16 protein-coding genes are annotated in these 26,635 nt (G+C 71.2%); 6 read left to right on the top strand and 10 right to left on the bottom strand.

Annotated features, from left to right (window positions below):
- Positions 1–187: 187 nt before the first annotated feature.
- Positions 188–2,353, top strand: coding sequence for an ATP-dependent DNA ligase (locus BCR15_RS15495; RefSeq protein WP_083196604.1), 2,166 nt, complete (start codon positions 188–190; stop codon positions 2,351–2,353).
- 12 nt (positions 2,354–2,365) lie between these two features.
- Here BCR15_RS15495 and murJ read toward each other — a convergent pair whose 3' ends face one another.
- The 3 genes from murJ to BCR15_RS11560 are packed head-to-tail and all read right to left on the bottom strand — an operon-like array spanning position 2,366 to position 9,489.
- Positions 2,366–6,073: a murein biosynthesis integral membrane protein MurJ gene (murJ, locus tag BCR15_RS11570; RefSeq protein WP_068752359.1), complete on the bottom strand. Its 3,708-nt coding sequence runs from the start codon at positions 6,071–6,073 to the stop codon at positions 2,366–2,368.
- A complete protein-coding gene (locus BCR15_RS11565; RefSeq protein ID WP_068752358.1) occupies positions 6,057–7,949 on the bottom strand; it encodes a DUF6049 family protein in 1,893 nt (630 codons plus the stop codon). The genes murJ and BCR15_RS11565 overlap by 17 nt, the downstream gene beginning before the upstream one ends.
- 40 nt (positions 7,950–7,989) lie before the next feature.
- Positions 7,990–9,489 (bottom strand): CCA tRNA nucleotidyltransferase, encoded by a 1,500-nt coding sequence (locus tag BCR15_RS11560; RefSeq protein WP_068752415.1) that lies wholly within the window; start codon positions 9,487–9,489, stop codon positions 7,990–7,992.
- On the opposite strand from BCR15_RS11560, the gene BCR15_RS11555 reads away from it, so the two are divergent.
- From BCR15_RS11555 to BCR15_RS11545, 3 genes are all read left to right on the top strand, one after another.
- Entirely contained in the window at positions 9,479–10,357 is an 879-nt protein-coding gene (locus tag BCR15_RS11555) for a mechanosensitive ion channel family protein (RefSeq protein WP_218058958.1), read from the top strand. The genes BCR15_RS11560 and BCR15_RS11555 overlap by 11 nt on opposite strands.
- Before the next feature lie 414 nt (positions 10,358–10,771).
- Positions 10,772–13,054, top strand: coding sequence for a transglycosylase domain-containing protein (locus tag BCR15_RS11550; RefSeq protein ID WP_083196603.1), 2,283 nt, complete (start codon positions 10,772–10,774; stop codon positions 13,052–13,054).
- 42 nt (positions 13,055–13,096) lie between these two features.
- Positions 13,097–14,362: a glycosyltransferase 87 family protein gene (locus BCR15_RS11545; protein ID WP_068752355.1), complete on the top strand. Its 1,266-nt coding sequence runs from the start codon at positions 13,097–13,099 to the stop codon at positions 14,360–14,362.
- Here BCR15_RS11545 and BCR15_RS11540 read toward each other — a convergent pair.
- A complete protein-coding gene (locus BCR15_RS11540; protein ID WP_068752354.1) occupies positions 14,359–15,384 on the bottom strand; it encodes an alanine racemase in 1,026 nt (341 codons plus the stop codon). The genes BCR15_RS11545 and BCR15_RS11540 overlap by 4 nt on opposite strands.
- A gap of 2 nt (positions 15,385–15,386) precedes the next feature.
- Positions 15,387–16,514, bottom strand: a complete 1,128-nt coding sequence (locus BCR15_RS11535; RefSeq protein ID WP_068752353.1) for a lipid II:glycine glycyltransferase FemX — start codon at positions 16,512–16,514, stop codon at positions 15,387–15,389.
- A gap of 73 nt (positions 16,515–16,587) precedes the next feature.
- Here BCR15_RS11535 and BCR15_RS11530 point away from each other — a divergent pair, with 73 nt between their 5' ends.
- A complete protein-coding gene (locus BCR15_RS11530) occupies positions 16,588–16,959 on the top strand; it encodes an FKBP-type peptidyl-prolyl cis-trans isomerase (protein ID WP_218058960.1) in 372 nt (123 codons plus the stop codon).
- A 611-nt stretch (positions 16,960–17,570) separates the two neighbouring features.
- Here BCR15_RS11530 and BCR15_RS11525 read toward each other — a convergent pair.
- The 5 genes from BCR15_RS11525 to BCR15_RS11505 all read right to left on the bottom strand — a co-directional run bounded on the left by BCR15_RS11525 (position 17,571) and on the right by BCR15_RS11505 (position 23,817).
- The gene (locus BCR15_RS11525) at positions 17,571–19,004 is read right to left on the bottom strand and encodes an HNH endonuclease signature motif containing protein (RefSeq protein WP_068752351.1); all 1,434 of its coding nucleotides are present in this window, start codon (positions 19,002–19,004) and stop codon (positions 17,571–17,573) included.
- Between the two features lie 476 nt (positions 19,005–19,480).
- Complete coding sequence (locus BCR15_RS14735) at positions 19,481–20,200, bottom strand: AMIN-like domain-containing (lipo)protein (RefSeq protein ID WP_068752350.1); 720 nt, start codon at positions 20,198–20,200, stop codon at positions 19,481–19,483.
- A gap of 52 nt (positions 20,201–20,252) precedes the next feature.
- Positions 20,253–20,651, bottom strand: coding sequence for a VOC family protein (locus BCR15_RS11515; RefSeq protein WP_068752349.1), 399 nt, complete (start codon positions 20,649–20,651; stop codon positions 20,253–20,255).
- Positions 20,652–20,743: 92 nt separating this feature from the next.
- Positions 20,744–23,170: a sodium-translocating pyrophosphatase gene (locus BCR15_RS11510; RefSeq protein WP_083196607.1), complete on the bottom strand. Its 2,427-nt coding sequence runs from the start codon at positions 23,168–23,170 to the stop codon at positions 20,744–20,746.
- A 248-nt stretch (positions 23,171–23,418) separates the two neighbouring features.
- Positions 23,419–23,817 (bottom strand): SRPBCC family protein, encoded by a 399-nt coding sequence (locus BCR15_RS11505; RefSeq protein WP_068752347.1) that lies wholly within the window; start codon positions 23,815–23,817, stop codon positions 23,419–23,421.
- A gap of 228 nt (positions 23,818–24,045) precedes the next feature.
- Between BCR15_RS11505 and ptsP the strand changes: the two genes are divergently transcribed.
- The gene (gene ptsP / locus BCR15_RS11500) at positions 24,046–26,631 is read left to right on the top strand and encodes a phosphoenolpyruvate--protein phosphotransferase (RefSeq protein ID WP_068752346.1); all 2,586 of its coding nucleotides are present in this window, start codon (positions 24,046–24,048) and stop codon (positions 26,629–26,631) included.
- Positions 26,632–26,635: the final 4 nt, after the last annotated feature.

Raw genomic sequence — 26,635 nt, 5'->3', positions numbered from 1 at the left:
CGTACGGCGTCGAGGGCGGAGTTCGACGGCGTGTCGTGCTGGTGGGGGCGGCGGCGGCACAGCGGGGGGCGGCCGCGGCGGCGCCGCGTGGCGGCCGGCGGGGCGGCGGGGCGGCGGCGGAGCGACGACGGGGGCCGGTGTTGCGGGAGCGGCCCGGCGTCGGCGGGTCCGCGACTAGCCTGGGCCCATGGCGGAGCACGTAGTCATCCGGGCAGGCGAGCACGAGGTGCGCATGACGTCGCCCGACAAGGAACTGTGGCCCGGCGCCGGGATGGCCGACGGCGCCCCCGTCACCAAGCGCGACCTCGCCGACTACCTCCTCACGGTGGCCGACCAGTTCCTCCACCTCAACGGCGACCGCCCCATGACCCTGCAGCGGTTCCCGGAGGGCATCGACGGCGAGGAGTTCTTCTCCAAGCGCCCGCCCCAGGGCGCTCCGGACCATCTGCGTCGCGTGATGTGCACCTATCCGTCCCGCCGACGACACGAGCAGCTGGTCTTCGACGAGCCGGCGGACCTCGTCTGGGCCGCGCAGATGGGCACGCTGACCTTCCACCCGTGGCCGGTGCGCACGCCCGAGCTCGACAACCCCGACGAGCTGCGCATCGACCTGGACCCGCAGCCCGGCCGCGACTTCCACGACGCCGTCACCGCCGCGCTCGCCCTCCGCGACGTCATGGCGGAGGCGGGCCTCACGGCCTACGCCAAGACCTCCGGAAACCGGGGTGTCCACGTCTACGCCCGCATCCGGCCGACGCACGAGTTCCAGGACGTCCGGCACGGCGTCATCGGGATCGCGCGGGAGCTGGAGCGCCGCATGCCTGAGCTGGTCACGACGTCGTGGTGGAAGGAGGAGCGCGGCGAGCGGGTCTTCGTCGACTTCAACCAGGCCAACCGCGACCGCACCATCGCCGCGGCCTACTCGCCCCGCCCGCTGCCCGGGGCGCCCGTGTCGACGCCGCTGTCCTGGGACGAGCTGCCCGACGCCCACCCCCGCGACCTCACCCTCCGGACCGTCCCCGCGTTGCTGCGGCGCAGGCCGTGCCCGTGGAGCGACATCGACGACGAGCCGGGCGACGTCGCCGGCGCGCTCGCCCTGTGGGAGGCGGACCTGGAGCGCGGGCTGGGGGAGCTGAACTTCCCGCCCGACTATCCCAAGATGCCCGGCGAACCGCCGCGCGTGCCGCCCAGCAAGCGCCGCTCCGATCGCGCCGACGACGACTACCTGGCGCCGAAGGCCGAACGCGACGCCGAGTGGGGCACCGCCATCGCGCCGCCCTACGGCCCCATGCTGGCGAAGGCGGTCAAGAAGCTGCCCACCGGCGACTTCCTCTACGAGCCGAAGTGGGACGGGTTCCGCTCCATCATCTGGCGGTCCGGCGACGAGGTGGAGATCGGGTCGCGCAACTCGCGCCCCATGACCCGCTACTTCCCCGAGATCGTCCGCGCCGTCGTCGACAACTTCCCCGACCACTCGGTCATCGACGGCGAGATCATCCTCGTCGATCCCACCACGGGAGACCGGCTCAACTTCGACCTCCTCCAGCAGCGCATCCACCCAGCCGCGTCGCGGATCAAGAAGCTCAGCGAGGCCACGCCCGCGAGTTTCGTCGCGTTCGACCTGCTGGCGCTCGGGCAGGAGAACTTCGTCGAGCGGCCCTTCCGGGAGCGCCGCGCGGCACTGGAAAAGGCCCTGGCCGACGCCGAGGCGCCCATCCACCTCACGCGCGCGACGCTCGATCCCGCCGTCGCGGAGCAGTGGTTCGAGCAGTTCGAGGGCGCCGGGCTGGACGGGATCGTCGCCAAGCCGCTCGGCGAGCCGTACGTCGAGGACAAGCGCGTGATGAGCAAGTACAAGCACGAGCGGACCGCGGACTGTGTGGTGGCGGGCTACCGGCTCTACCGCGGCGAGTCCGACGCCATCGGCTCCCTGCTCCTCGGGCTCTACACCGACGACGGTGTCCTCAACTCCGTGGGCGTCATCGGGGCCTTCCCGATGGAGCGCAGGCGCGAGCTGTTCGCCGAGCTGCAGCCCCTGGTCACGACGTTCGAGGACCATCCGTGGGCCTGGGCGCAGCCGGAGGAGACGTCGCCGGACAACCGCGACCAGTCGTTCCCCCGGACGCCGACGGCGGCCGCACACTCGCGCTGGAACGCGAAGAAGGACCTGTCGTTCACGCCGCTGCGGCCCGAGCGGGTCGTCGAGGTGCGCTACGACCACATGGAGGGCGACCGGTTCCGGCACACCGCGCAGTTCGTGCGCTGGCGCGACGACCGGGAGCCGAAGTCGTGTACGTATGCCCAGCTCGATGAGCCCGTGAGTTACGACCTCGGCGAGGTGCTGGGCGGGTGAGCGCGGCGGCCGCTACTGCAGCGTGATCTCGGCGATCTCGGCGCGGTAGCCGCCTTCGACCTCCGGCAGGTTCGTCACGTACACCATGAGGTAGCGCGTGTCCGTGGGCGCCTCCAGCGCGATGGTCGCCGCCCCGCTGGCTCCGTCGTCGGACCCGACGACGGTCCAGTCCTGCTCCGTCCGTGTGGACGGCTCGGAGCCGGCGGGCACCCGCAGTTCGACGGCGGTCGGACCCCCGACCAGCGAGACGGTCGCCGACGTCACGGTCCGCGCCTCACCCAGGTCCAGCACCAGGCCGACGCCCGGCTTCAGCCCGCCCATGTCCGGGCGGCGCAGGTACCGCATGGTTACCCAGGTGGTCTCGGGGTCGCCGTCGATGACGTTGGCCACCCGGTCCGGGTTCTCCTCGGCGTTGCCGCCGTCGGCCTCGGGATCGAAGTCCGTGACCGACGTGATCGTGGGCGCCGCCGCGCTGGGCGAGCCGGAGGCCGTCGACCCCTCCGTGGGGGAGCCGCTCGCCGACTGCGACGACGTCGGGCTCGTGCCGGGGTCGCCGCCGCCGGTCCACAGGGCGATGAGCGAGGCGACGGCGATCAGGGCCAGGAGCGCCAGCAACGCGATAAGACCGCGCCGGGTACGGCCCTGGTCCTCGTCCCCGTCCGCCGTGGTGGGGGCGGCCGCCGCGCGCCGGGCAGCGGCATCGTCGACCGGCAGTCCCGCCCCGGCCGCCGGGGCTGCGGGCGGCACCTCGGCGATACGCTGCTCGCGCACCGGCGTCCAGATGGCCGTGGCGGCGGCCGCGCGGGGGGCGGTGGCGGTGCCCGGGTCGGCGGCATCCAGGGCTCGGACCCGTTCCTCAAGGTCCGGCGACGCGTTGGCGGTGCCGAGCACGGCGGACAGCGCGTCGGCGAGCTGCGCCACCGACGTGATCCGCGGATCCCCCGCGGACCCGCGCTGGGTCAGGGCTGCGGTGCAGATCCGGTCCAGTGCCGGCGAGATCCCGGCCTGCACCTGGTGGGGCGGCGCCGTCTCCCCCGCGACGATGGGGGCGGGCGGCATGCCGAACGCCGCGCCCCCGGGCCAGCGGCGCACGAGGGACGCGTACAGCAGCGCGGCGAGCCCCACGACGTCCGAGCGCTCCCGCGTCGACCATGCCGACTCCGGCCCGTCGCCCCGGGTGAGGGCGGCGTCGACGCCGAAGCCCCCGAGCCGCACCGCCCCTGCCGTCGTGATGATGACGGCGTCGGGCGAGATCCGCTCGTGGAACAGCCCCTGGGCGTGCACGGCGACCAGCGCGTCAGCGAGCTCGCGCACGATGTGGGCGGCCTCCAGGGCGCTGAGCGGCCCCGCGGCCAGCAGCTCGGTGAGGGAGCGGCCGGGCGCGTACTCGCGCACGACGAAGGCACCCACCCCCATGTCGGGGTCGATTACCTCATCAGCGTCCAGGACGCGGAGGAAACGGGAGTCCGTGGCCACCGCGCCCTTGCGCGCGGCGAGCATCAGGTCGGGGATGCGCGGGTCGCCGGGGGCCACGACGTGGACCACCACGTCCCGGGAGAGCACCTGGTCGTGGGCGCGCCACGTGCCGGAGCCCGCGCTGTCACCCAGCGCCTCCACCAGCTCGTAGCGGGTGCTGAGCAGCGTGCCCGCCTCGACGGCGCCCACGGCCGGCTCCTCGCGGAACAGCCCGGGCAGGTCCAGCGCGCCCGTCGGCTCGTCGGCGAGCCCGGCCGCGACCGGGGGCAGATCCACCGGGTCCGCGCCCATCGGCGCCTCAGCCTCCGCCGGTGATCCGCCGGCGACGGCGTCATCCGGCTCCTCGTCCCACGCGTCGGGCTCGCGGGTCCACGCGTCGGGGGCATCCGCCCAGGGGTCGGGCTCCGCCGCGCTGGGGCCGGGGAACCGGTGGTCGCCCACCAGGGGGCGGTTGCGCACCACGGTGGCCGGGCCGGTGTCGAAGGAGTCGATCATGTCGGCGCGGACTGCGGGAAGGACGTCTGTCGGGTAGTCGTCCGACGGGTGCGACGAGCCGCGCGGCACTGCCACGACGGCGTCGTCGGCCGGTTCCGTGACCGGCCTCCGCCGCCCGAACCGGCTCCCCACGAGCTCCGACAGGCTGGCCAACTCCTTGACGTGCAGGAGCTTGCCCACCAGCAGGAAACCGCCGAGGATCAGCAGCCCGCCCGCCGCTATGGCGGCGATCTGCCCGAGGATCCGCTGCTCGATGACGTCGGTCAGCCACCGGGCCGCCGCGTACGCCGCGGCGCCACCGATGGCGGCCCCCAGCAGCAGCCGCACCAGGTGCAGGGCCAGGGCTCGGCCGTCGAGTCCCGGCACCCTGGAGTGCAGCGTGCGCCAGGTCACGCCGACCCCGATGAGGTAGGCCAGCGAGTAGGCCAGCGCCAGTGCCGCGGCGATCCACTCGTCGGACCCGACCGCCCACACCAGCGCGATCGCGCCCACGATGTTCAGGCCGGCGATGACGATCTGCAGGAAGAACGGCGTGCGGGTGTCCTCCAGGGCGTAGAAGGTGCGCAGGCACACGAACTGCAGCGTGAACGGGATGAGCCCGAGCGCGAAGGCCATGAGGGCCCACGCGATCCAGCCCGCATCCTCGGCGCCGGTGCCGTGGCCGAACAGCAGTCCCGCCATGGGCTGCGCGAGCGCGATGAAGGCGACGGTCGCGGGCACGATCGCCACCAGCGCCAGCCGCACCGTCTTGGTGAACTCCGCCGCGACGCCGTCGAGGTCGCCCTGCGCGGCCAGCCGGGAGGCGTTGGGCAGCATCGCTGTGGCGAGGGACACCGTGATGAGGGAGTGCGGGAGGATCCACAGCAGATGGGCGTTGGCGTACACCGTGACGCCGGCGCCGTGGCCGCCCGCGGTGGCGGAGGTGGCCAGGCGGTTGACGACCATGAGCGACACCTGGTTGACCGCGACGAACCCCATGGTCCACTTGGTGAGCGCGAACGTGTGGCCGAGCCCGGTGCCCTTGAGATCGAAGCGCGGGCGGATCCGGAAGCCGACCCGCCGGACGTACGGCAGCATGACGAGCGTCTGGGCCGCGATCCCGAGGGTGGAGCCCAGGCCGAGGACCAGCACCTGGGGAGTGGTGAACGCGCCGCCGTGGTCCTGGCCGTTGCCCCAGACGACGAAGTACAGCCCGAGCACGATGATCGAGATCACGTTGTTGGCGATGGGCGCCCACATCATGGGACCGAACTTGTCACGCGCGTTGAGCACCTGGCCCAGCAGGAAGAACGCCCCGTAGAAAAAGATCTGCGGGAGGGTCAGGTACGTCAGCGCGATCATCGACGCGTACTGCGCCGACAGCCCGGGCTGGCGCCACTCCTCGGAGGTGTAGATGGCGGTCACCACCGGCGCGGCGATGGTCACCACGACCGCGACGGCCGTGACGATCAGCATGAAGGCCGTCATGATGCGGTTGGTGTACGCCTCGCCGCCGTCGTCGTCGTTCTTGATGGCGCGGACGATCTGCGGCACCAGCACGGTGTTGAGGGCGCCGCCGGCGAACAGGATGTAGAGCGAGTTGGGCACCATGGTGGCCAGGCCCAGCATGTCGGCCTGGCGCGTGCCGTTGCCGAGGATGAACGCGATGAGCATCACGCGGATGACGCCGAGGACGCGCGAGATCATCGTTCCCGACGCCATGATGGCGCCCGCGCCGACCAGCTTCTTGGTGCTACTGACTTGACTCACGGTTCTCCTTCAAGGCCCGTTCGCGCTGCACGGCTCGGATGCGCAGGGCGGTGCCCCCGACCACCACTGCACCCGATACGACGATGATGATCCAGCCGACGCGCCCGAAGTCGGTGGCCGTGATCTCGATCGGCACCGGCGCCCCAAGGGGAGTGCCGTCGATCGTGGTCAACTGGGCGCGCACGATCGTGACGCCGTTCGCGGAGGCCTCCGGAGTGATGTCGACGGTGGCCGACTCGCCGGGCGCGACGGTGACCGGCCCCACGGCGGGGACGCGGATGCGCTGCGGCGCGTCGGAGGCGAACTCGATCCGCACCTGGATCGGGATGCCGAGCCCGTTGGTGACGGTGGCCGGGAACGTGTTGGTGCGCGATCCCATGACGAAGGACTGCGCCGCCTTCAGGGTGATGCGGGAGGCGTCCACGCGGGCGGGGGTGGTGGCGGCGACGTAGGTGACGGCGTCGGCCTCGGCCCGGAACCCCGACGAGAAGGACAGGGCGGTCAGGCGGGTCAGGTCGGCGGGCTCCTCGGCCCCCATGAGTTCGCGCCGGAACTCCGCGGTGTCGCCCGCTTCGTCGAGCGCCTCCGCGAGGGCCGGCCACGGCTCGGTGGCGGCCGCGGCGGGCCAGGTGATCGTCGAGTCCTCGGGGGCCGCGGGCCGGATGCGTCGCAGGGCGTCGTCGGCGGCGGCGTCGAGGGCCGCTTCCGCCTCCGTGGTGACCAGCCGCAGGGGCGGGGCGTCCGCCACGAGGGCGTCGGCCACCATGCGGCCGGCTCGGACCCCCTCGGGCAGCGCGGCCACCGTGGCGGAGGATCCGGCGCCCAGCACCGCCGGCGAGCCGGCCGTGGCGCCGTCGGCGCCGACGACCACGACGGTGTCCGCCCCCGTCAGGGCGGCGATCAGCCCTGCGTCGGCACCTGCACCGACGATCGCCGCGAGCGGCAGGTCGCGCCAGGGCGCAGGGGTCGCGGTGTCGGCGGCCGCCCACACCTGCTCGAGGCGCTCCGTGGCCCGCGCGCGGACCAGGTCCGGGTCGCCGTAGGGGAGCCGCCACAGCCGGTCCGCGGCGGCCAGCGCCGCGACGCGGTCCGCCCAGCGCAGCGCGACCCCGCTGCCGGACCGGCCGACGCCGGCGACTACGTGCTCGTCGGCCATCCGGGTCACCGCCTCGAGAAGCGCCGGGTCCACGGCCGCCACCACGCCGTCGCGCTCAGCGCTGGTCAGCAGCGTGTCGAGCCGGCCGGAGAGCTCGTCGGTGAGGGAGTCGTCGAGGAATTCGCCGGTGGGAAGCCACGACGGCGGCGCGGTGAGCTCCACGACGGTGCTGACCTCGGGCTGCGTCGTCGTCGCGGCCACGACGACCTGGTCCTCCCCGACGACCTGGTTCCCGCCGGAGGCGGGGATCCCACGGACCTGCACGCCGAGGAGGTAGGCCGCCTCGTCACGCGGGAAGGCGTACTGGCCGGTGGTGAGCTGCGCGACGGTGGCGCGGACCTGGAAGTCCGCCCGCTGCCCGGGCGCGAACTCGTCCTCGCGGGTGAGGATGTGCAGGTTCCCCGCGGCCTCGTCGACCAGACGGGCCCCGAGCGGGACCTCCGCGACGGCCGCGTCGAGCTGAGCCGGCGTCGTGAGGGCGGTGCTCAGCCGCCAGAAGTGCACGTTGACGTAGCGGATGGGTTCGGTGGAGACGTTGGTGAGCGTCCCGGAAAGCTCCACGACCTGTGTCGGGTCCGACAGGTTCAGGGTGGGGGTCGACACGGCGGTGAGCTCCACCTCGAGGAGGTCGCCCGCCGCGGCGGCGGGTCGCGGCAGGGCCAGCCCGGTCACTGCGAGGAGGGTCGCGACGAGCAGCGCGCGCACCCACCGACCGACCATCACCGTCCCATCGTAGATGCCGCCGCCGCGGCGGCGGCCGTCACCGCTCGCCGCGATCGGCCCACCACCGGCGCAGCAGCTCGACCGCCTCGTCGTGCGCGACCGGGCCGTGCTCGGTCCGGTGCTCCAGCAGGAAGGCGTACGCCTCGCCCACGACCCGCCCGGGACCGATGCCCAGCACAGCCATGATCTCGGTGCCGTCGAGGTGCGGGCGCAGCGCGGCCAGCTCCTCCTGCGAGGCGAGCTCGTCGATGCGCCACTCCAACTCCTCGTAGGCGCGGCGCAGCCGGGTGGCGCGCTGCCGGTTGCGGGTCGTGCAGTCCGCGCGGGTCAGCATGTGGAGGCGCTCCAGCTCGTCGCCGGCGTCGCGCACGTAGCGGCGCACCGCGGAGTCGGTCCAGGCGCCCTCGGAGTAGCCGTGGAACCGCAGGTGCAGCTCGATGAGCTTCGCCACCGACTTGACCACCTGCGTGGGGAAGTTGAGGGCTTTGAGCCGCTTGGTGGCCAGCTTCGCGCCCACGATGTCGTGGTGGTGGAACGTCACCTTCGGGCCCTCGAAGCGCCGGGTGGCGGGCTTGCCGATGTCGTGCAGCAGCGCCGCGAGCCGGTTGACGAGGTCTGGCGCGTGTCCCCGGGCCTTCTCCAACTCGATCGCCTGGTCCAGCACCGTCAGCGTGTGCTGGTAGACGTCCTTGTGGCGGGCGTGTTCGTCGAGCTCCAGCTGCAGAGCCGGCAGCTCAGGCAGGATCAGGTCCGCGATGCCCGTGCTCACCAGCAGGTCCAGCCCCACTCGCGGCGAGTCCGTGAGTAGCAGGCCCGACAACTCCGCCTGGATCCGTTCCGCGGACACGATCTGGATGCGCTCGGCCATCTCCGTCATGGCGCGCACCACCTCGGGCGCCACCTGGAAGCCGAGCCGCGAGGCGAAGCGCGCCGCGCGCATCATCCGCAGCGGGTCGTCCGAGAACGAGTGCTCCGGGGTGGACGGGGTGCGCAGGATGCCGTCGGCCAGGTCGCCGAGGCCCCCGTAGGGGTCGACGAAGGTGCGGGTGGTGACGTCGACGGCCATGGCGTTGACGGTGAAGTCGCGGCGCACGAGGTCGCCGTCGATCGTGTCGCCGAAGGCGACCTCCGGCTTGCGTGACTCGCTGCGATAGATGTCGGCCCGGAACGTGGTGATCTCGATCTGCCACTCCTGGTCCTCGGCGCGCTTGAGGGCGCCGATGGTGCCGAAGTCGCGCCCGATGTCCCACGTCGACGGCGTGAACCGGCGCAGCAGGTCGTGCGTCTGGTCCGGGCTGGCCGAGGTCGTGAAGTCGAGATCGTGGCCCAGGCTCCCGAGGAGCGCGTCGCGGACAGAACCCCCCACCAGGTAGAGCTCGTGGCCGGCGTCGCGGAAGAGCCGGCCGAGGTCGTCGATCACCGGCGCGATGCGCAGCAGTTCATGCATCGCGTTGGTCTGCGTATGGGTCAGGCTCGGCACAAGCGAGAAGTCTACGTCGTCGCCGTCGTGCGCCATCATGGGCGCTATGGCTGACATCTGGGAGAAGCTGCTGCTGAGCGTCATCGTCATCGTGGTCGCGTTGCTGACGCGCCTGGTGCTGCGGCACGTGATCCGCCGCTCCGTGGCCGCACTGGTCGAGCGCGGGCGGGACCGCAACGGCGACCTGGGTGCCAAGGCCCGCTCGATCCTCGCCCGCGCGGGAGGCCTCAGCGCCGAGCGGCACCGGCAGCGCGTCGAGACGCTGGGATCGTTGCTGCGCAACGTCGTCGACGTCGTGCTCATCCTCGTGGTCGTGCTCACGATCCTCGCGACATTCGGGGTCCCCATGGGCCCGCTCATCGCGTCGGCCGGCGTCGGCGGGGTCGCGCTCGGTTTCGGGGCGCAGTCCCTGGTCAAGGACTACCTCTCCGGCATCTTCATGTTGGCCGAGGACCAATTCGGCGTCGGTGACCTCATCCACGTCGGCGACCTCAAGGGGACGGTGCAGGAGGTGACGCTGCGCGTCACGAAGCTGCGCGACCCCTCCGGGACGGTCTGGTACGTCCGCAACGGCGAGATCCTCACGCTCGGCAACGTCTCCCAGGGCTACTCGACGGCGATCGTCGAGGTCCCAGTCGCCATCGACGAGGACCCGGAGCGCGTACAGTCCGTGCTGCGGGCCGCCGTCGGGACCATGGCGGAGGAGCCCGAGTGGTCCGAGGTGTTGTTGGAGAACCCCACCGTTCTGGGCGTCGACTCCATGAGCGAGGGCACCATGGTGCTGAAGATCCTGCTCAAGACCGGCCCGGACCAGCAGTGGGGACCCATGCGCGAGGCCCGGGCCCGTGCCCTGCGGGCGTTGGCGGCCGAGGGGGTGCGCGGACCCATCCTCCCGGGCGTTCCGGGGGCACGTCCCGGCGTCTGACCTGGCGAAACGCCGCCTCGGGGGGCCGTGAGGTTTGCGTTGTCGGTACTACTCGTGGTCGGAGGACCCATGGTCAAGCGACTCATGGAGGCCCAGGCCGCCGCCGGCGAGTTCGACTCGCAGGGGCTATACATGGTCGACACCGTCACCGGCATCGCCGGGGGCGTGCTGGCCGCTGCGTCGCGGCGACCGGCGCCGGCCGACGTGGGTGGGTCTGCAGGTGGGCGCCGGAGTCGTCGGGGCATGGGTGTACGTGATCATCCACGTCATGTTCAACCCCTACTGAGCGCGGCCGTCTTTGGCCAGCGTGGCGGCGCCGCTTACGCTGGAGGGGATCCGCGCCCGTCCCGGCGCGGGATGGTTCGGACGAGCTGCAGCCGCGGCTCGTCACCCACGAGACCGTAGAGGACGTGCATGGCTAGGACGAAGGCGAAGCGGGCGGCGGGGAAGAAGTCGCGGATCTGGAAGCGCATCGGCATCGGCGCGCTCGTGACGTTCATCATCCTCGGCCTCTCCGGGCTCGGTGCCTTCGCCTATCTCTATTCGTCGACGGACCTGCCAGACCCCAACGCGGACTTCCAGACCAACACCACGTTTCTCTACTACAACGACGGGCGCAACCAGCTGGGGTCGCTCGCCGTGCAGAACCGCGTGACGCTCGACTTCGCCGACATGCCTCAGGTGATGAAGGACGCCGTCATCGCGGCGGAGAACCGGTCGTTCTGGGAGGACCCCGGCTTCTCGATCTCCGGCATCGCGCGCAGCGCCGTGTCGATCGCGACGGGCGGCGAGCTGCAGGGTGGCTCCACCATCACGCAGCAGTACATCAAGATCCTCTACCTCGACTCCGGGCAGCGCCTGTCGCGCAAGGTCAAGGAGCTCTTCCTCGCCATCAAGATCGGCCGCGAGATGCCCAAGGAGGAGATCCTCGAGGGCTACCTCAACACCATCTACTTCGGCCGCGGCGCGTACGGCATCCAGGCCGCCGCGAAGTCCTACTTCCTCAAGGACGCCAAGGACCTCACCGTCGACGAGGCGGCCGCCCTCGCCGCCATCCTCAACAACCCGGCCGGGTTCAACCCGTCGGGCGGCCCCGAGAAGGTGGAGCGGCTCCTGGGTCGCTACCGCTACGTGCTCGACGGCATGCTCGAGATGGGCGTGATCACGGACGCTGAGCACACCCGCGCCTCCGCGCAGCTGCCGGAGTTCCCCGAGGTTCCGGTCAACGACCGCTATGGCGGCCCGAAGGGCTTCCTCATCAAGTCGGTCGAGGACGAACTGATCGCGCAGGGCTTCACGGAGGCCGAGATCCAGGGCGGCGGCCTCAAGGTCGTGACCACGCTCGACAAGACCATGCAGACCGCCGCCATCGCGACCGCGCAGAAGTACACCGCCCAGGCCGCCGCGGACGCCGACGGCTCGCCCGACGCGGCTCAGCTGCACGCCGCCATCGCCTCCGTCGACACGGGCAGCGGCGCGGTGCTGGCCATGTACGGCGGCCGCGACTACGTCTCGAGCTCCCGCAACTGGGCCACGACCGACCGGCCGGCGGCTTCGACGTTCAAGACGTTCGCCACCATCGCGGGCCTGCGCAACGGATTCTCGCTGAACTCGCTGTTCAACGGCGACACCTTCACCCCACGTGGCGACACCAAGACCGTCCGCAACGAGTTCGGGTGGGAGTACGGACCCGTGACGCTGCGGCAGGCGACCGCCGAGTCGATCAACACCGCGTTCGTCGACATGACCGAGCAGATCCCCGACGGGCCCAACGAGGTCATCAAGGCCGCCAACGACGCGGGCGCGCCCCGTAGCCGCGGCTGGGACGCCAACAACCGCATCGCGCTCGGCGCCGCCGAGGTGAGCCCGCTGAACATGGCCAACGCGTACGCGACCCTCGCCAACGGCGGACAGCGCCACACCACGCATATGGTGGCCCGGGTCGAGGACCGTAACGGGCAGGTGCTGTACGAGGCCGAGGCGACCCCCGAGCAGACCATCGAGCGCAACGTCGCCGCGAACGTCACCGACGCCCTGACGTCCGTGGTGCAGGAGGGCACGGGCCGCCGCGCCGCCGAGCTCGGCCGCCCCGTCGCCGGCAAGACCGGCACCAACGGCGTCGACGACGACATCACGTCCGCCTGGTTCGTCGGGTACACCCGGCAGATCTCCACGGCCGTCATGTACGTGGCGGGCGACTCCGGCAACGAGGACCTGGACGACTACAAGCGCCCCCAGGACCGGACGTTCTTCGGGTCGAGCTATCCGCTCATGACCTGGGTCGACTTCATGGCCCAGGCAACGGAAGGCATGCCGGTCGAGGAGTTCGACCGCCCGCAGGAGATCAAGGCCACGAAGGGCTCGGTCAGCGCGTCGCCGTCGCCGAGCCGCACCCGCAGCGCGTCCCCGACGCCCTCACCGTCCGAGTCTCCGAGCGAGGAGCCCAGCGAGGAGCCGACGCCCTCCGAGGAGCCGACCCCGTCCGAGGAGCCGACGCCCTCTGAGGAGCCGACGCCGTCCGAGGAGCCGTCCAAGCCGGGCAACGGCCAGGGTCAGGGCCAGGAACCGGCGCCCTCTCCCGAGCCCACGACGTCGGAGACGCCCGCGGCGGGGGCCGGACCAGGGTCCGATCCCGGTGACAAGCTTCCTCCGCCCAAGGCGCCCGACCTCGGCCCCAGCCCTAGCCCCACCGCGTAGCAGCCGCCCGGCGGTTGCCGTCGTCGCGGCTAGAGTGACCGCGTGACGAACGCGCTGGTCCCTGGCCTCGGCGGGCCCATGGGGCGTCACGCGCGTCCGCGGGGGATCTGGTTCGACGCGCTGCCGTGGGCCGTTGCGGTCGGGACGGCGTCGTTCCTGGTGCTGTTCCTGCGGCACACCCCGTGCGTCCAGACCGAGGTCGGCGTCGACATCAACGCCTACGCCCGGCTCTGCTACTCAGACGTCCAGACCATGGTGCGTGGGCTAGCGCTGCCCGTTGGGGCCTCCCCATTCGACGGGTCGACGCTGGCGGTCGCGCCGTTGGTCGGCGTCCTGCTCCTCGCGGGGATGGCCGTTGCGCGGCTCGTGGGGATCCCCGTCGGCCCCACGGCGACCGACCAGCAGCAACTCGACGCCAGCGTCGTCGCGGTGGGCGCGGTCACGGTCGCGCTCTACCTCTGCTTCCTCGTGTGGATCGTCACGTCCGCCCGCTGGGGGCGCAGATCCCCCGGCCGGCCCTCGTGGGTCGCGATGCTGGTGGCCGCGTCGCCCATCGTGGCCGCCTCAGGCCTCGTCAGCTGGGACCTCCTGCCGGTGGCGCTGACGTCCGCGGCGCTGGCGCTGCTGTCGCGGGGACGGGCCATGGAGGCGGGCATCATCCTCGGGCTGGCCGCCTCGGCCGGCACGATGCCGATCGGGATCGCGCTGGCGGTCACCGTCGGCGCGTGGCTGCGCGGCGCATGGCCCGCCGCCGCCCGCGTGGGCGTGCCCGCGCTGGTCACGTGGTCCGTGGTCCACGCCCCGCTGCTCGTGACCAGTCCCGGCGCGGTCTTCGCGTTCTACCACGGCGAGGTGCACAAGGAGCGCGGCTACGGCTCCCTCTGGTACCTGCTGGAGCTGCTGGGCAAGCCGGTCCGGCACGCGGGGTCGCTGGCGTTCGTCATGCTGGCGGTGTTCCTGCTCGCCGGGATCGCGTACCTGTACGTGACGCGACGGCGGCCCCACGACGCGTCGCTCATCGCCGTCGTGGTGTTGGCGGCCGTCGTCGTCGGCCCGTCGTTCCCGCCGCAGTCGTCGCTCTGGGTGCTGCTCGCGGTTCTTGTGGCGCGGCCGTTCCGCCCGGAGTTGATCGCGGCGACCGTGGCCCACGTGGGCTACTACCTGGCGATCTGGGGGTGGTTGGCCGGCAGCCTGACGCTGGCCCAGTACGGGCCGTACGGCGTGTACTGGGGCGCGATCATCGTGCGCACCGCCGTCGACACCTGGCTCCTGTCGCTGGCCCTGCGGGACATCCGCGCGGCCACCTAGACCATCCGCACCTCGTCGGCGGTCACCGTCGTCATGCGTGCTGTCACGGGAACCTCGTCGCCGATCCGCACCCCCGCGTCGGCACCGGCGACGAACACCATCGACGAGTGCATGTGCGGCGGCTCGGCGAACGCGCGCTTCCTGCCGCCGATCGCGAACGGCGACAGCGAACGTCCCAAGGCATCCAGCACCCCTTGCGCGACCGTCACGCCTCGTTGGCGCAGCGAGCGCTGCGGCGTCGGCGCGGCCATCGCCACCCCGTGGGCGGTGCCGCCGGACACGACGACGATCCACCCGTCCCGCGGCGCCTTGACCTGGTGGTAGCCCAGCCGCTCCCCGGATCGCACCCGGTGCAGGTCGAGCACCGTGGCGGTCGTGGTGTAGGCCCGCTTCTCGCCGAGCCACAGCCGCGTGCCGATCCGCATGTGCGTGCGCACCCCCAGCGCGGTGCGCAGCGCGCGGTAGTCGCTGACGCTCAGGTGGGACACCCAGACAGGGGCACGCTTGACCGCCAGCGCGGCCGATGCGAGCCGCTTGGCCTCTTCCAACGAACCCGACGCGGGCAGATGCACAGCCCATCCCTCGAACGTGAGGTCGGCCAGGTCGCGCTCCGACAGCTCGTCGGGCCGGAGGCCATGACGGTGCATGGACGTCTCGATCTCGACGATGACGCGTGCGTGGGCATGCGAAGCCGCCACGGCGCGGAGATCCTCCGCACGCGAGACGGTCGTGATGATGCGGGAGTCGTCGAGCAGGGCGGTGGCGGCGTCGTCGAAGGGCCGCCAGGGATTGAGGACGACGACGTCGCCCGCGAAACCCCCGGCGCGCACCGCGGCGACCTCCTGCGCGACACCGACCGCCAGCGTCCGCAGCCCCAGCCGCGCCGTCTCGGTGGCCAGCATCCGCAGCCCGAACCCGTAGCCGTTGCCCTTCGCGACGGGGACGAGCCCCGGCACATCCTCCAGGAGACCCCGCAGGTGGGTCTGCCAACGGGTGCGGTCCACGGTCAGGGTCAGCGGCATGGTCAGCGTCTCTTCATGTAGAGGTCGAACGCCCGGTAGAGGGCCTTGTTGAGGGGGTAGTCCCACTCGCCGAGGTAGGCTACCGCCTCGCCGCCCGTGCCCACCTTGAACTGGATGAGGCCGATCTCCGGGTCGTCGGCGCCGACGCCCTCGACGATGCCCCGCAGGTCGTAGACCGCGCAGCCCGCCTCGTTGGCGTCGCGGATCATCCGCCACTGCACCGCGTTGGAGCCGCGCACCTCACGTTTGGCGTTGGTCGACGCGCCGTAGGAGTACCAAGCGTGTTCGCCGACGCGTACGAAGGTGGTCGCCGCCACGAGGTCGCCGTCGTGCTCGGCCAGGTAGACCCGCATCCGGTCCGGGTCCTCGTCGTTGAGCGCGTCCCACATCGTCTCGAAGTAGGACAGCGAGCGGCCGGTGAAGCCGTCGCGCTGGGCGGTCTCCAGGTAGATGCGGTGGAAGGCCGCCAGGTCTGCGCGGTCGCCCTGCCGCACCGTCACGCCCTCCTTGTCGGCCTTCTTGATGTTGCGCCGCCACAGCTGGTTCATGCCCTTGAGCAGCTCGTCGTCGGACTTCTGCGTGCCGTCGTCGTGCCGCAGCGGGAGCTGGAAGTTGAACATCGGCTGTCCGGCCGCGAACCCGTGCCCCGTCGTGTCCGTCACCCAACCGCCGTGGATCAGCTGGTTGATGATCCGCGTGCCGACGAGGGTGGTCTCGTCCGGCTCAACGTCCGACAGGCGGGTGACGGCGTCGTCGGCGATGGCGGCCTTGATCGTGTCGGCGGCCCAGCGACGATGGACGACGGCGGGCCCGATCCGCACCGCGAACGCCCGGTTCCGCTTCGCGTGCACGACCAGCGCTCGCAGGTGATCCGCGACGTCCGCCCGTCCCCAGTCCAGCACCGGACCCTCGGGGAGGTAGGCCAGGTAGCGCTTCAGTTTCGGCAGCTGCCGGTAGAGGATCAGGCCGACGCCGGTGAGCGTCGCGCCGTCGAAGAACCCGACCGACTCGCCCCTCCATTCGGGCTTCACAGCCGCCCACGCCGGAGTCTGGAGGAACGACGCCGACCCCCGGTCGCGGATGAAGGCCAGGTGTTGGTCTGCGGAGATGGGGCGACAGGTGATGCTCACGAGAGTCAGGCTACCCCGTGGGTCCGTGGCGCGGCGGCCTCCTGCGGGCTGGTCTAGGCTCGGGGCCATGAGCATGAATGAGAAGCCCGAGATCGACTTCCCCGGCGGCGAGCCGCCCGCAGACCTGGAGATCACCGACGTCGTGGTGGGTGACGGCGCCGAGGCCAAGGCCGGCGACCTCGCGCACGTGCACTACGTCGGCGTGTCCTTCAGCTCCGGTGAGGAGTTCGACTCGTCGTGGAACCGCGGCGCCCCGCTGTCCTTCCCGCTGGGTGCCGGCCGCGTGATCCAGGGCTGGGACCAGGGGATCCAGGGCATGAAGGTCGGCGGTCGACGCCAGCTCGTCATCCCGGCGCACCTCGCCTACGGCGACCGCGGCGCCGGTGGCGTGATCGCGCCCGGCGAGACGCTGATCTTCGTGTGCGACCTCGTCGGTCTCAACTGAGCCGCGACAATCCGTTCGCTGAGGTCACGCCCGGTGCGGAGAATCCTTCCCGTTCGCTGAGGTCGCGCCCGACGGCGCAGCCGTCCGGGCGAGTCTCGAAGCCGACGCCGTAGGCGTCGATCCCCTAACCCCATCCACTGAAGGTGCGGGGAGCCGTGACCCGTCGCTCGGGCGGCCCTTGTGGCCGGGTGTTCTGTTCAGGCGAACGGCTGGCTGGGGGTGAGTAGTCGAGGCCGCCCGAGCGTCGGCTCCCGTCTCCCCCACTCGTTCCGGCGGTGGCGTGAGCGGGTCCGGGTGCGTGCCGGTGGCGCGGCCCTGGGTCGGGTTGGTCTGGGCGGGACGCCAGTTGGGTGATCGTCGGGTTGGGCATCCCTGCGCGCAGCCGCCCCACCGTCCCACCCCCTCTCGGGACAACCCCGTTCGCTGAGGTCGCTCCTGCCTCGTTCGCTGAGGTCGCGCCTTCCCGTTCGCTGAGGTCGTGCCCGACGGCGGAGCCGTCCGGGCGAGTCTCGAAGCCGACGCCTTCCCGTTCGCTGAGGTCGCGCCCGGTGCGCAGCACCCGGGCGAGTCTCGAAGCCGACGCCGTAGGCGTCGATCCCCCTCGGCGCAGGTCAGGTGCCGTCGCCCCAGATGTGGGCGGAGCGGCGGATGAGGTCGTCCAGGTCCGGCCGGCCAGCGTCGGACGAGTCCGTCTCGGGATGGTCGCCGTCTGGTGGGTCGTCGTCTGGGCAGGGTGGTGTCCCGGCGCGGATCTGTTGGAGTCGGAAGCGGCGGTGTTGCCGTGGGCGTCTGGCGGGATCGATATGTCGGGGTGGGGTGAACCACGGCAGTCCGGTCACCGGATCCAGATCCACCTGCCACTGCGAGGCCTCGGACTGCAACGGGTCGGGCTCCACCAGGCGGTGATGGTGCGGGCAGAGGAGTACCCCGTTTCCTAGCCGGGTGTCCCCTCCTTGCCACCACGGGACGATGTGATGTGCCTCACAGCAGGCCGGGGTGGCTGTGCAGCCGGGGAACGCGCAACCCCCGTCGCGCTGCACCAGCGCGGCCCGCAGGCCGGGGGTGAAGGTGCGGTAGGTGCGGCCCACGTCCAGCAGCCGGGATGGTCCGCCGAGCACGACGGGAATGATGCCGGCGTCGCACGCCAACCGGCGCACCTCCCCGGCTGGCAGGCCGTCGACGTCGTCGGCACCGATCAGCCCGACCTTGCCGAGGCCGGTGGTGAGGGTGTCGAGGTCGAGGGTGACGTGCACCTGCGGCCTGTCCCCACCATGTCTGGGCAGCGTTCCGGTGTTGGCGGCTTTCTGGGTGAGCAGGACCAGCGCGTCGGCACGCCTGGCATCTCGGGACGGAGCTTCGCCCGAGTCCAGGTAAGCGGCAGCGGCGGGCATCAACGCATCCAACTGCGCGGTCAACAACGCAGCATCGGCGAACGGCAACTGTCCGGTGATGCGCATCGACCCGTGATAGTCCGGCGCCAGCCGCAGGAAACGACCCCGATGGGCCGCCGCTTCCTCCCGGGCGAGACGCTTCGCGTCATCCACATCGGCCTGATCGGGGTCGATGATCTCAACCAGACGTGCTGCGAGGACCCGCAACTCGGACGGGCCGAGGGTGCCGACGTGGGCGAGGATCTCCTCCTCGCAGCGGGTCAGTTCCGCCCGGGTCAATCGCCCGGGGAGTTTGCGTAGGCCGGAGACGATGGCGTCGGCCTGCGCCAGCGAGATGGTGCCGTCGTTCAAGGCTGCGCCGACGAGCGGGAACCGGTCACACAGATCCTGCGCGAGCCGGAGACTGGCGGTGGCTTGGGCGGGGGTGGTGCGCACCGACTGCCGCACCCCCTCCACAACAGCCTCCGCGGCGGCCAGCTTCGCCTCATGCAGCAGGCGAAGCCGCAAACCCGCCAGTTGCGCTTCGGCCTCGGTGACCGCGGCGACCAGCCCACCCAGTCGGTCGACAGTCCTGGCCGCGTCGCCGTCGAGCGTGCCGACGGCGTCCCAGAGCGCGGCGAAGTATCGCTGCCCGAGATCCCGTAAGTCGCTCATGTGACCTATTATTGCGGGGGCCACTGACAATTTCGGATCGGCGGTTCGGTCACGGATCGACGCCTGCGGCGTCGGCTTCGAGACTCGCCCGGACGGCTCCGCCGTCGGGCGCGACCTCAGCAAGCGATGCCGGCTCAACCTCAGGAGCGGTGGTCAAGAGATCGACGCCTGCGGCGTCGGCTTCGAGACTCGCCCGGACGGCTCCGCCGTCGGGCGCGACCTCAGCAAGCGATGCCGGCTCAACCTCAGGAGCGGTGGTCAGGAGATCGACGCCTGCGGCGTCGGCTTCGAGACTCGCCCGGACGGCTTCGCCGTCGGGCGCGACCTCAGCGAACGAGGTGGCGCGACCTCAGGCGCGGTGGTCAAGGGATCGACGCCTACGGCGTCGGCTTCGAGACTCGCCCGGGTGCTCCGCACCGGGCGCGACCTCGCGAGCGGGGCAGGCGCGACCTCAGCGGACGGCGCGGGCGCGGCCGCTAGTCGTGCTGGATGTCGACGACGATCCGGGCCGGGTCCGACAGCGCGAAGACGCGGTAGGCCGTCTCGTCGTCCAGGCCGATCAGGATCTGCTGCTGGGCCTCGAAGAGCCCGCCGAACACCACCTCCTTCACCACCTCGAGCCCCTCCCCGTCGACAGGGGCGCCCGAGTAGCGATCGGGCGCGTCCGTGGTCCAGTCGATCCCGAAGACGCCCAATTGCAGGAACGCGTCCCCCTCGACGTCCATCGGCTCTCCCGTCGGGTCCTGGACGGCCTCGTCGGTGAAGCCCGCGAACCAGCCCAGAATGGGGTCGCTCCCAGAGAGGTCCAGCACCACGCGGTCATAGCCGTCGTGCAGCCCGACCCGGACACCCACGATCTCCTGGCCGACGGCCGGCGCACCGGCAGGGGGATCCTGGCGGGTGAGCCCGGTCTGCCACGGGTGGAGAGCCGGATCCACATCGTCGGGAACGGGCGAGTACGGAGACGCGGTCGGACCCGCGGGTGGGGTGGTGGTCCCCGGCGGACCCATCGACGAGTCGGTGGGGGAGGCCGACGTCGGGGACGGATCGGCCGGGGCCGTCGTGGGATCAGATGTGGTGGGCGAGGCGGCGGGGGTGGAGGTGGAGCTGGTCGGCTGCGTCGGACCGGAGGTTCCGTCCGTACAGCCGGCGAGCAGCAGCACCACCGCGGCTGTCGCGGCTGCTGCGCGTCGCATGGTTCAACGGTACGCCCGCCGGCGCCCCATAGCTACGGCGGATTTCCGCCCGCTACACCCCGGCGGTCTCGTCCGGCTGATGAATGCCGAAGACGTTGCCCTCGGTGTCGACGAAGTAGCCCTGCCACGCCATCCCGGTCAAGGGGAACTTGGGCATCGCGACCGTCCCGCCGGCCTCCTCGATGCGACGTGCTGCGGCGTCGAAGTCGTCGACCTCCACCGTCAGGACCGCCCCCTGCACGGTGCTACCGGCGGGGGGATTGGCGCCCTCGCGCTGAGTGACGGCCCCGCTGATCCCCGGCTGCCCCTCCTCGTGGGTGGTGAGGCCGATGTAGGGGGAGCCGGTGAAGCTGCTCCAGTCCTCCGTCTGCCAGCCGAACGCCGCGACATAGAACGCCACGGCCCGGGGGACGTCCTCGGCGTGGATCTCGAAATGCACGACACTGCCCACGGGTGACCCCTTTCGTCACGGCCAGTCTCGCACCGGACAAGCCGAAGGGCCAGAGGCGCGATGCCCCTGGCCCTGTCGACCACTGGTGAGGGTCAGCCAACCGTCAGCGCCTCGTCGACCTTGATGTCCTCCAGCGACTCGCCGATCCGCATCTCGTAGAACGAGCGGTAGACGAAGTACGCGGAGGCGAGGAAGAACACGGCCGCCAGTGTCGTGGTCAGCCCGCTGCCGTTCTGCGCGCTCAAGCTCACGGCCAGCTCGACGGCGAGGAGCCCGAACAGGGTCGTGAACTTGATCACCGGGTTGAGCGCGACCGAGGAGGTGTCCTTGAACGGATCGCCGACGGTGTCGCCCACGATTGTCGCGTCGTGCAACGCAGTGCCCTTCGCGTGCAGGTCGACCTCGACCAACTTCTTCGCGTTGTCCCAGGCGCCACCGGCGTTGGCCATGAAGATCGCCTGGTAGAGGCCGAACAACGCCATCGCGATGAGGTAGCCGATGAAGAAGAACGGCTCGATGAACGCGAACGCGAGCGTGGAGAAGAAGATGCCCAGGAAGATGTTGAACATGCCCCGCTGCGCGTACTGCGTGCAGATCTGGACCACGCGCGACGAGTCCTCGGCGCTGGCCCTCGTGACACCGTCGAGCTTGATGTTCGCCGCGATGAACTCCACGGCCCGGTAGGCGCCGGTGGTGACCGCCTGCGTCGAGGCCCCGGTGAACCAGTAGATCACCGCGCCGCCGACGAGCAGGCCGAGCAGGAAGGGTGCGTGCAGCAGCGACAGCTTCTCGACGTCGTGCTCCAGCCCGCCCGTCAGGCCCATCATGATCGAGAAGATCATCGTGGTGGCCCCGACGACGGCCGTGCCGATGAGGACCGGCTTGGCGGTGGCCTTGAACGTGTTGCCGGCACCGTCGTTGGCCTCGAGGAGGTACTTGGCGCGCTCGAAGTCCGGCTTCTGGCCGAGGTCGCGCTCGAGCTCCTCATGGATGCCGGGGATCTCCTCGATGGTCGACAGCTCGAACACCGACTGCGCGTTGTCCGTGACCGGCCCGTAGGAGTCGACCGCGATCGTGACCGGCCCCATGCCGAGGAAGCCGAACGCGACCAGACCGAAGGCGAACACGGCCGGCGCCAGCATCAGAGCGGCCAGGCCCATGGTGGAGATCCAGTAGGCGATGGCCATGAGCCCGGCGATCGCCAGCCCCAGCCAGTAGGCGGAGAAGTTGCCGGCGACGAACCCGGACAGGATGCCCAGCGAGGCTCCGCCCTTGTTCGCCGAGATGACGACCTCGCGGGTGTGCTTGGCGTTGGTCGAGGTGAACACCTTGACCAGCTCGGGGATCAGCGCGCCGGCCAGGGTGCCGCAGGACACGATGAGCGACAGCTTCCACCACAGGCCGTCCGATTGGCCGCCCAGCAGCAGCGCCGAGGTGAGGAACGTCAGGCCCAGCGAGACCAGGGAGGTGAGCCACACCAAGCTGGTGAGCGGGCGCTCGAAGTCCATCTCGTCGGCATTGCCGTAGCGGGCGCGGGTGAGGGCGCCGTTGATGAAGTACGAGGCGCCGGAGGCGATGACCATGATGGTGCGGATGACGAACAGCCACACCAGCAGCGTGATCTGCATCGTCTGGTCGGGGACGCCCAGCAGGATGAAGGTGATGAGCGCGACGCCCGTGACGCCGTAGGTCTCGAACCCGTCGGCGGAGGGGCCGACGGAGTCGCCGGCGTTGTCACCGGTGCAGTCGGCGATCACGCCGGGGTTGCGGGCGTCGTCTTCCTTGATCTTGAACGCGATCTTCATGAGGTCGGCGCCGATGTCGGCGATCTTGGTGAAGATGCCGCCGGCGATGCGCAGCGCCGACGCGCCGAGCGACTCACCGATCGCGAACCCGATGAAGCACGCGCCGGCGATCTCGCCGGGCAGGAACACCAGGATGATGAGCATCATCGCCAGTTCGACGGAGATGAGCACCATGCCGATGCTCATGCCGGACCGCAGCGGGATGTCGTGCGCGGGGTAGGGCTTGCCGGTCAGGGCGCCGTAGGCGGTGCGGGAGTTGGCGAGCGTGTTGACGCGGATGCCATACCACGCGACGCCGTAGCTGCCGGCCATGCCGATGAGCGAGAACAGGATGACCACCGCGGTCTTCCCGACGCTGAACCCCACCAGGAACAGGTAGTAGATGACGATGATCGTCGCGATGAAGGCCCACAGCAGCAGGAGGAATCGGCCCTGCTGCTTGAGGTAGGTCTTGCAGGTGGTGTAGATGAGCTCGGCGATCTCGCGCATGGCCGCGTGCGCCGGCATGCGGCGCAGCTGCGTGTAGGTCATGACGCCGAACGCCAGGCCGAGCGCGCAGACGATCAACCCGAGTCCGAGCAGGACGTCGCCGGGGAGCCCGAAGAAGGTGACGCTGCCGAGATCCGGCAGCTGGAGGTTGGCCTCGCCGCCCACCTGGTGTTCGCCCGGGGCCGGGCCGTCGTTCTGGCACGCGGTGAGCCAGAGTGCTGTCATGGATGCCAGCGCCACCCCGCCCCACCGGGGCAGGCGGCGTGTGGCCCTACGTTCGGATGCTGTCAACTGCATCTCGACCTCTTCTCCTCTGAAACAGGTCAGCGGTAAGCCGCCGTCACCGGTCATCCTACGCACGGTAGTAGGTGGATCGTCCGGGGGTTGGTTAGAACAAAGTCAGGCGGCCACGGTGCCGGCCCGGGTCACGACAAGGAGCTGGCCCGGGAGGTCTCCCGGGCCAGTGGAACATGTCAGGATGCGGCGCTCTCGATGCGTTCGAGGGCCGACAGCCAGCGTTGCGCGAGCGCGTCGGTGTCGGCGTCCTGAGGCAGGTGGTCGTGCACCAGTTCCAGCTCGGTGGCGGCGCCGATCGGGCGCATGTGCAGGTCCACGAGGGTCCGCGGCGCGCCGTCGCTGGCGTGCCAGGAGAAGCGGATCTGTTCCTTGGGGTGGAAGCTCCGGGTGACCCCGTAGGTGCCATCGGCGGCCCGCCAGTCCTCGCCCTTGTTGCCCAGATTGCCGCCCTCGCCGAGCAGCGCCTCTGCTCCGTGGGGTTTCATGAGGACCGCCCAGACGCTGTCGAGCGGATGGTCGACCACGCGGGTCACCTTCACGCTTCTCGGTTCGGTGGTTTCCTCCATGGTGTCCATGACTGACCTCCTGATCGACCGGGCAACGCCTGCGGTGCCCTGGTGCGACCCAGCGTAGTACCGCGGGCACGGGCCCGACAGGGGGGAGGGGGAGTTCGTGGTCGATGGAGTCGCTGGTAGGGGTTTCGCCCCGCGTGGCCCCGTTCACGCTATACGCTGCGAGCCATCAGACGGTCTCGCCGGCGAGCTCGATCCCCGGTCCCTCCGGCGTGGCTGAAGGGGGCAGGCATGAGTGCAAACCCGATCACGACGCTGTCGCTCGTGGCTCCGCTCACCGGCGTGTTGGTGCCGCTGGACCAGGTGCCCGACCCGGTGTTCGCCCGCAAGATGGTGGGCGACGGGATCTCCATCGACCCGCTCAGCAACGTGCTGCTCTCGCCGGTCTTCGGCGAGGTGGTCGACGTACAGCCGTCCGGGCACGCGGTCACGGTCCGCAGCGACGACGGCCTCGAGATCCTCATGCACATCGGCCTCGACACCGTCCGGCTCGTCGGGGAGGGATTCCACCCCCGGGTGAGGGAGGGCGCCCGGGTCGCCGCCGGTGACCCGCTCATCGAGTTCGACCTCGACGAGGTGGGCCGCAAGGCCAAGAGTCTGCTCACGCAGATCGTCATCACCAACTCGGAGGTCGTGGCCCGCATCGACGCGGCGACGGGGCTGGTCACGGCAGGTATCGACGTCGTCGCCACCGTTGTGCTGGCCGACCCCGCCGACGGCGCCGGCGAGTCCTCCGGGGCGGCCCGGGCCGCCGCCTCGGACGCAGTCCTCGTCCCGAACCCCACCGGCATCCACGCGCGCCCGGCGGCCACGCTGGCCGCGCTGGCGAAGCAGTTCCACTCCGACGTGCGGTTGAGGCGCGGGGACGACTCCGCCAACGCCAAATCGATCGTCTCGGTCATGGGCATGGCCGTCGGCTACCGCGAGAAGGTGACGTTCACCGCCCACGGCCCGGACGCGGAGGAGGCCGTCTCCGCGCTCGCGCAGGCGGTGCGCGACGGGCTCGGCGAGGACTGCCCCCCGTTGCCCACCGAGGAGGCGACGGCCCGCCGCGGCGTCGTGGAGCCGGAACCCGATGCCGTGGCAGCCGTACCGGAGCCGGCGGGGCCCCGGTCCGGGGACTGGAACCTCCTGCTGGGGGTCGCGGCCTCGCCCGGCCTGGGGATCGGCCGGGTCGTACAGCTGCGCCGCGACGACATCGAGGTCGACGAGGTGGCCGACGACCACCACATCGAGCGCCGCAAGCTCAACGCGGCCATCGACCGGGCGCTGCTGGACCTGTCCGCGCTGGAGAGGCGGCTGCAGGACGAGTCGTCACCCGACAAGGCCGCCATCTTCGCGGCGCACCAGGAGATCCTCGCCGACCCGGACCTGCTCGACCTGGCCGCTAGCGCCATCGACAAGGGCAAGTCCGCCCCCTTCGCCTGGCGCGGTGCGTTCACGACGTTCGCCGAGCAACTGTCGGGGCTGAGCAACGAGGTATTGGCGGGTCGCGCGAACGACGTCCGCGACGTCGGCCAGCGCGTGCTCGAGGAGCTCACCGGCCAGCGCGCCGAGCGGGCGGAGCTGCCCGATAACTGCATCCTCATCGCCGAGGACCTCACCCCGTCGGACACCGCCCAGCTGGACCGCAGCCGGGTGGTCGGGTTCGCCACCACGAGCGGCGGCGCGTCGAGCCACGTGGCCATCATCGCCCGCTCGCTCGACATCCCGGCGGTGGCCGGCATCGAGGAGCGGGCCACGGACATCCCCGACGGCGCCCTGGTGGTGCTCGACGGGGCCGCCGGGTCGCTGCGGATGAACGTCACCGACGACGACGTGGCGCAGATCCGGGTCCGTCAGGAGCGGCTGGCGCAGCGCAAGGCCGAGGAGGAGGCCCGCCAGGACGAGCCCGCGGTGACCCGGGACGGTCATCAGGTCGCGGTCGTCGCCAACATCGGCGGCGTCGAGGACGCGCGCCGGGCCATGGCCACGGGCGCGGAGGGCGTCGGCCTCCTGCGCAGCGAGTTCGTGTTCATGGGCCGCGCCACCGCACCCACGGAGGAGGAGCAGGCCGCGGTCTACGCCGACTGCGCGCGGGCGCTGCGGCCCGGGCAGCCCCTGGTCATCCGCACTCTCGACGTCGGAGGCGACAAGCCGCTCGCCTACCTGCCGATCCCGAAGGAGGAGAACCCGTTCCTCGGGGTGCGCGGCGTCCGCGTCGGGCTCGAACAGCCGGAGGTCCTGCGCACACAGCTGCGCGCCATCCTCGCCGCGGCGGACGAAGGCGCCGCGCTGCATGTCATGTTCCCGATGATCGCCACGATCGACGACTGGCGCCGCACGAAGGCCATCGTCGACGAGGAGCGCGCGGCCCACGCGCCGGACGCACACGTCAGCGTCGGGATCATGATGGAGGTGCCGTCCGTGGCCGTCATGGCGAAGCAGTTCGCCGCGGAGGACGGCTGCGACTTCTTCAGCGTCGGGACCAACGACCTCACGAGCTACACCCTCGCCATGGACCGGGGGCATCCCAAGCTCGCGGCCCAGGTCGACCCCTGCAACCCGGCGATCCTCACCCTCATCGGCGGTGCCGCCGAGGCGCTGCACGCCCGGGGCAAGTGGCTGGGGGTCTGCGGGTCCGTCGCATCGGATCCCCAGGCCGTGCCGATCCTCGTCGGCCTGGGGGTGGACGAGTTGAGCTGTTCCATCCCGGCCATCCCCGCCGTCAAGGCCATGGTCCGCGCCTACGACCTCGCTACCTGTCGAGACCTGGCCGCCCGCGCGGTCTCCTGCTCCACCCCGCAAGAAGTCCGGGCCCTCGTGCCCATGGACTAGAGCT

Source organism: Tessaracoccus lapidicaptus (assembly GCF_001693815.1).
GTDB lineage: Bacteria > Actinomycetota > Actinomycetes > Propionibacteriales > Propionibacteriaceae > Arachnia > Arachnia lapidicapta.
The sequence above is the reverse complement of the archived record's forward strand: the minus strand, read 5'-3'. Positions and strand labels throughout refer to the sequence as shown.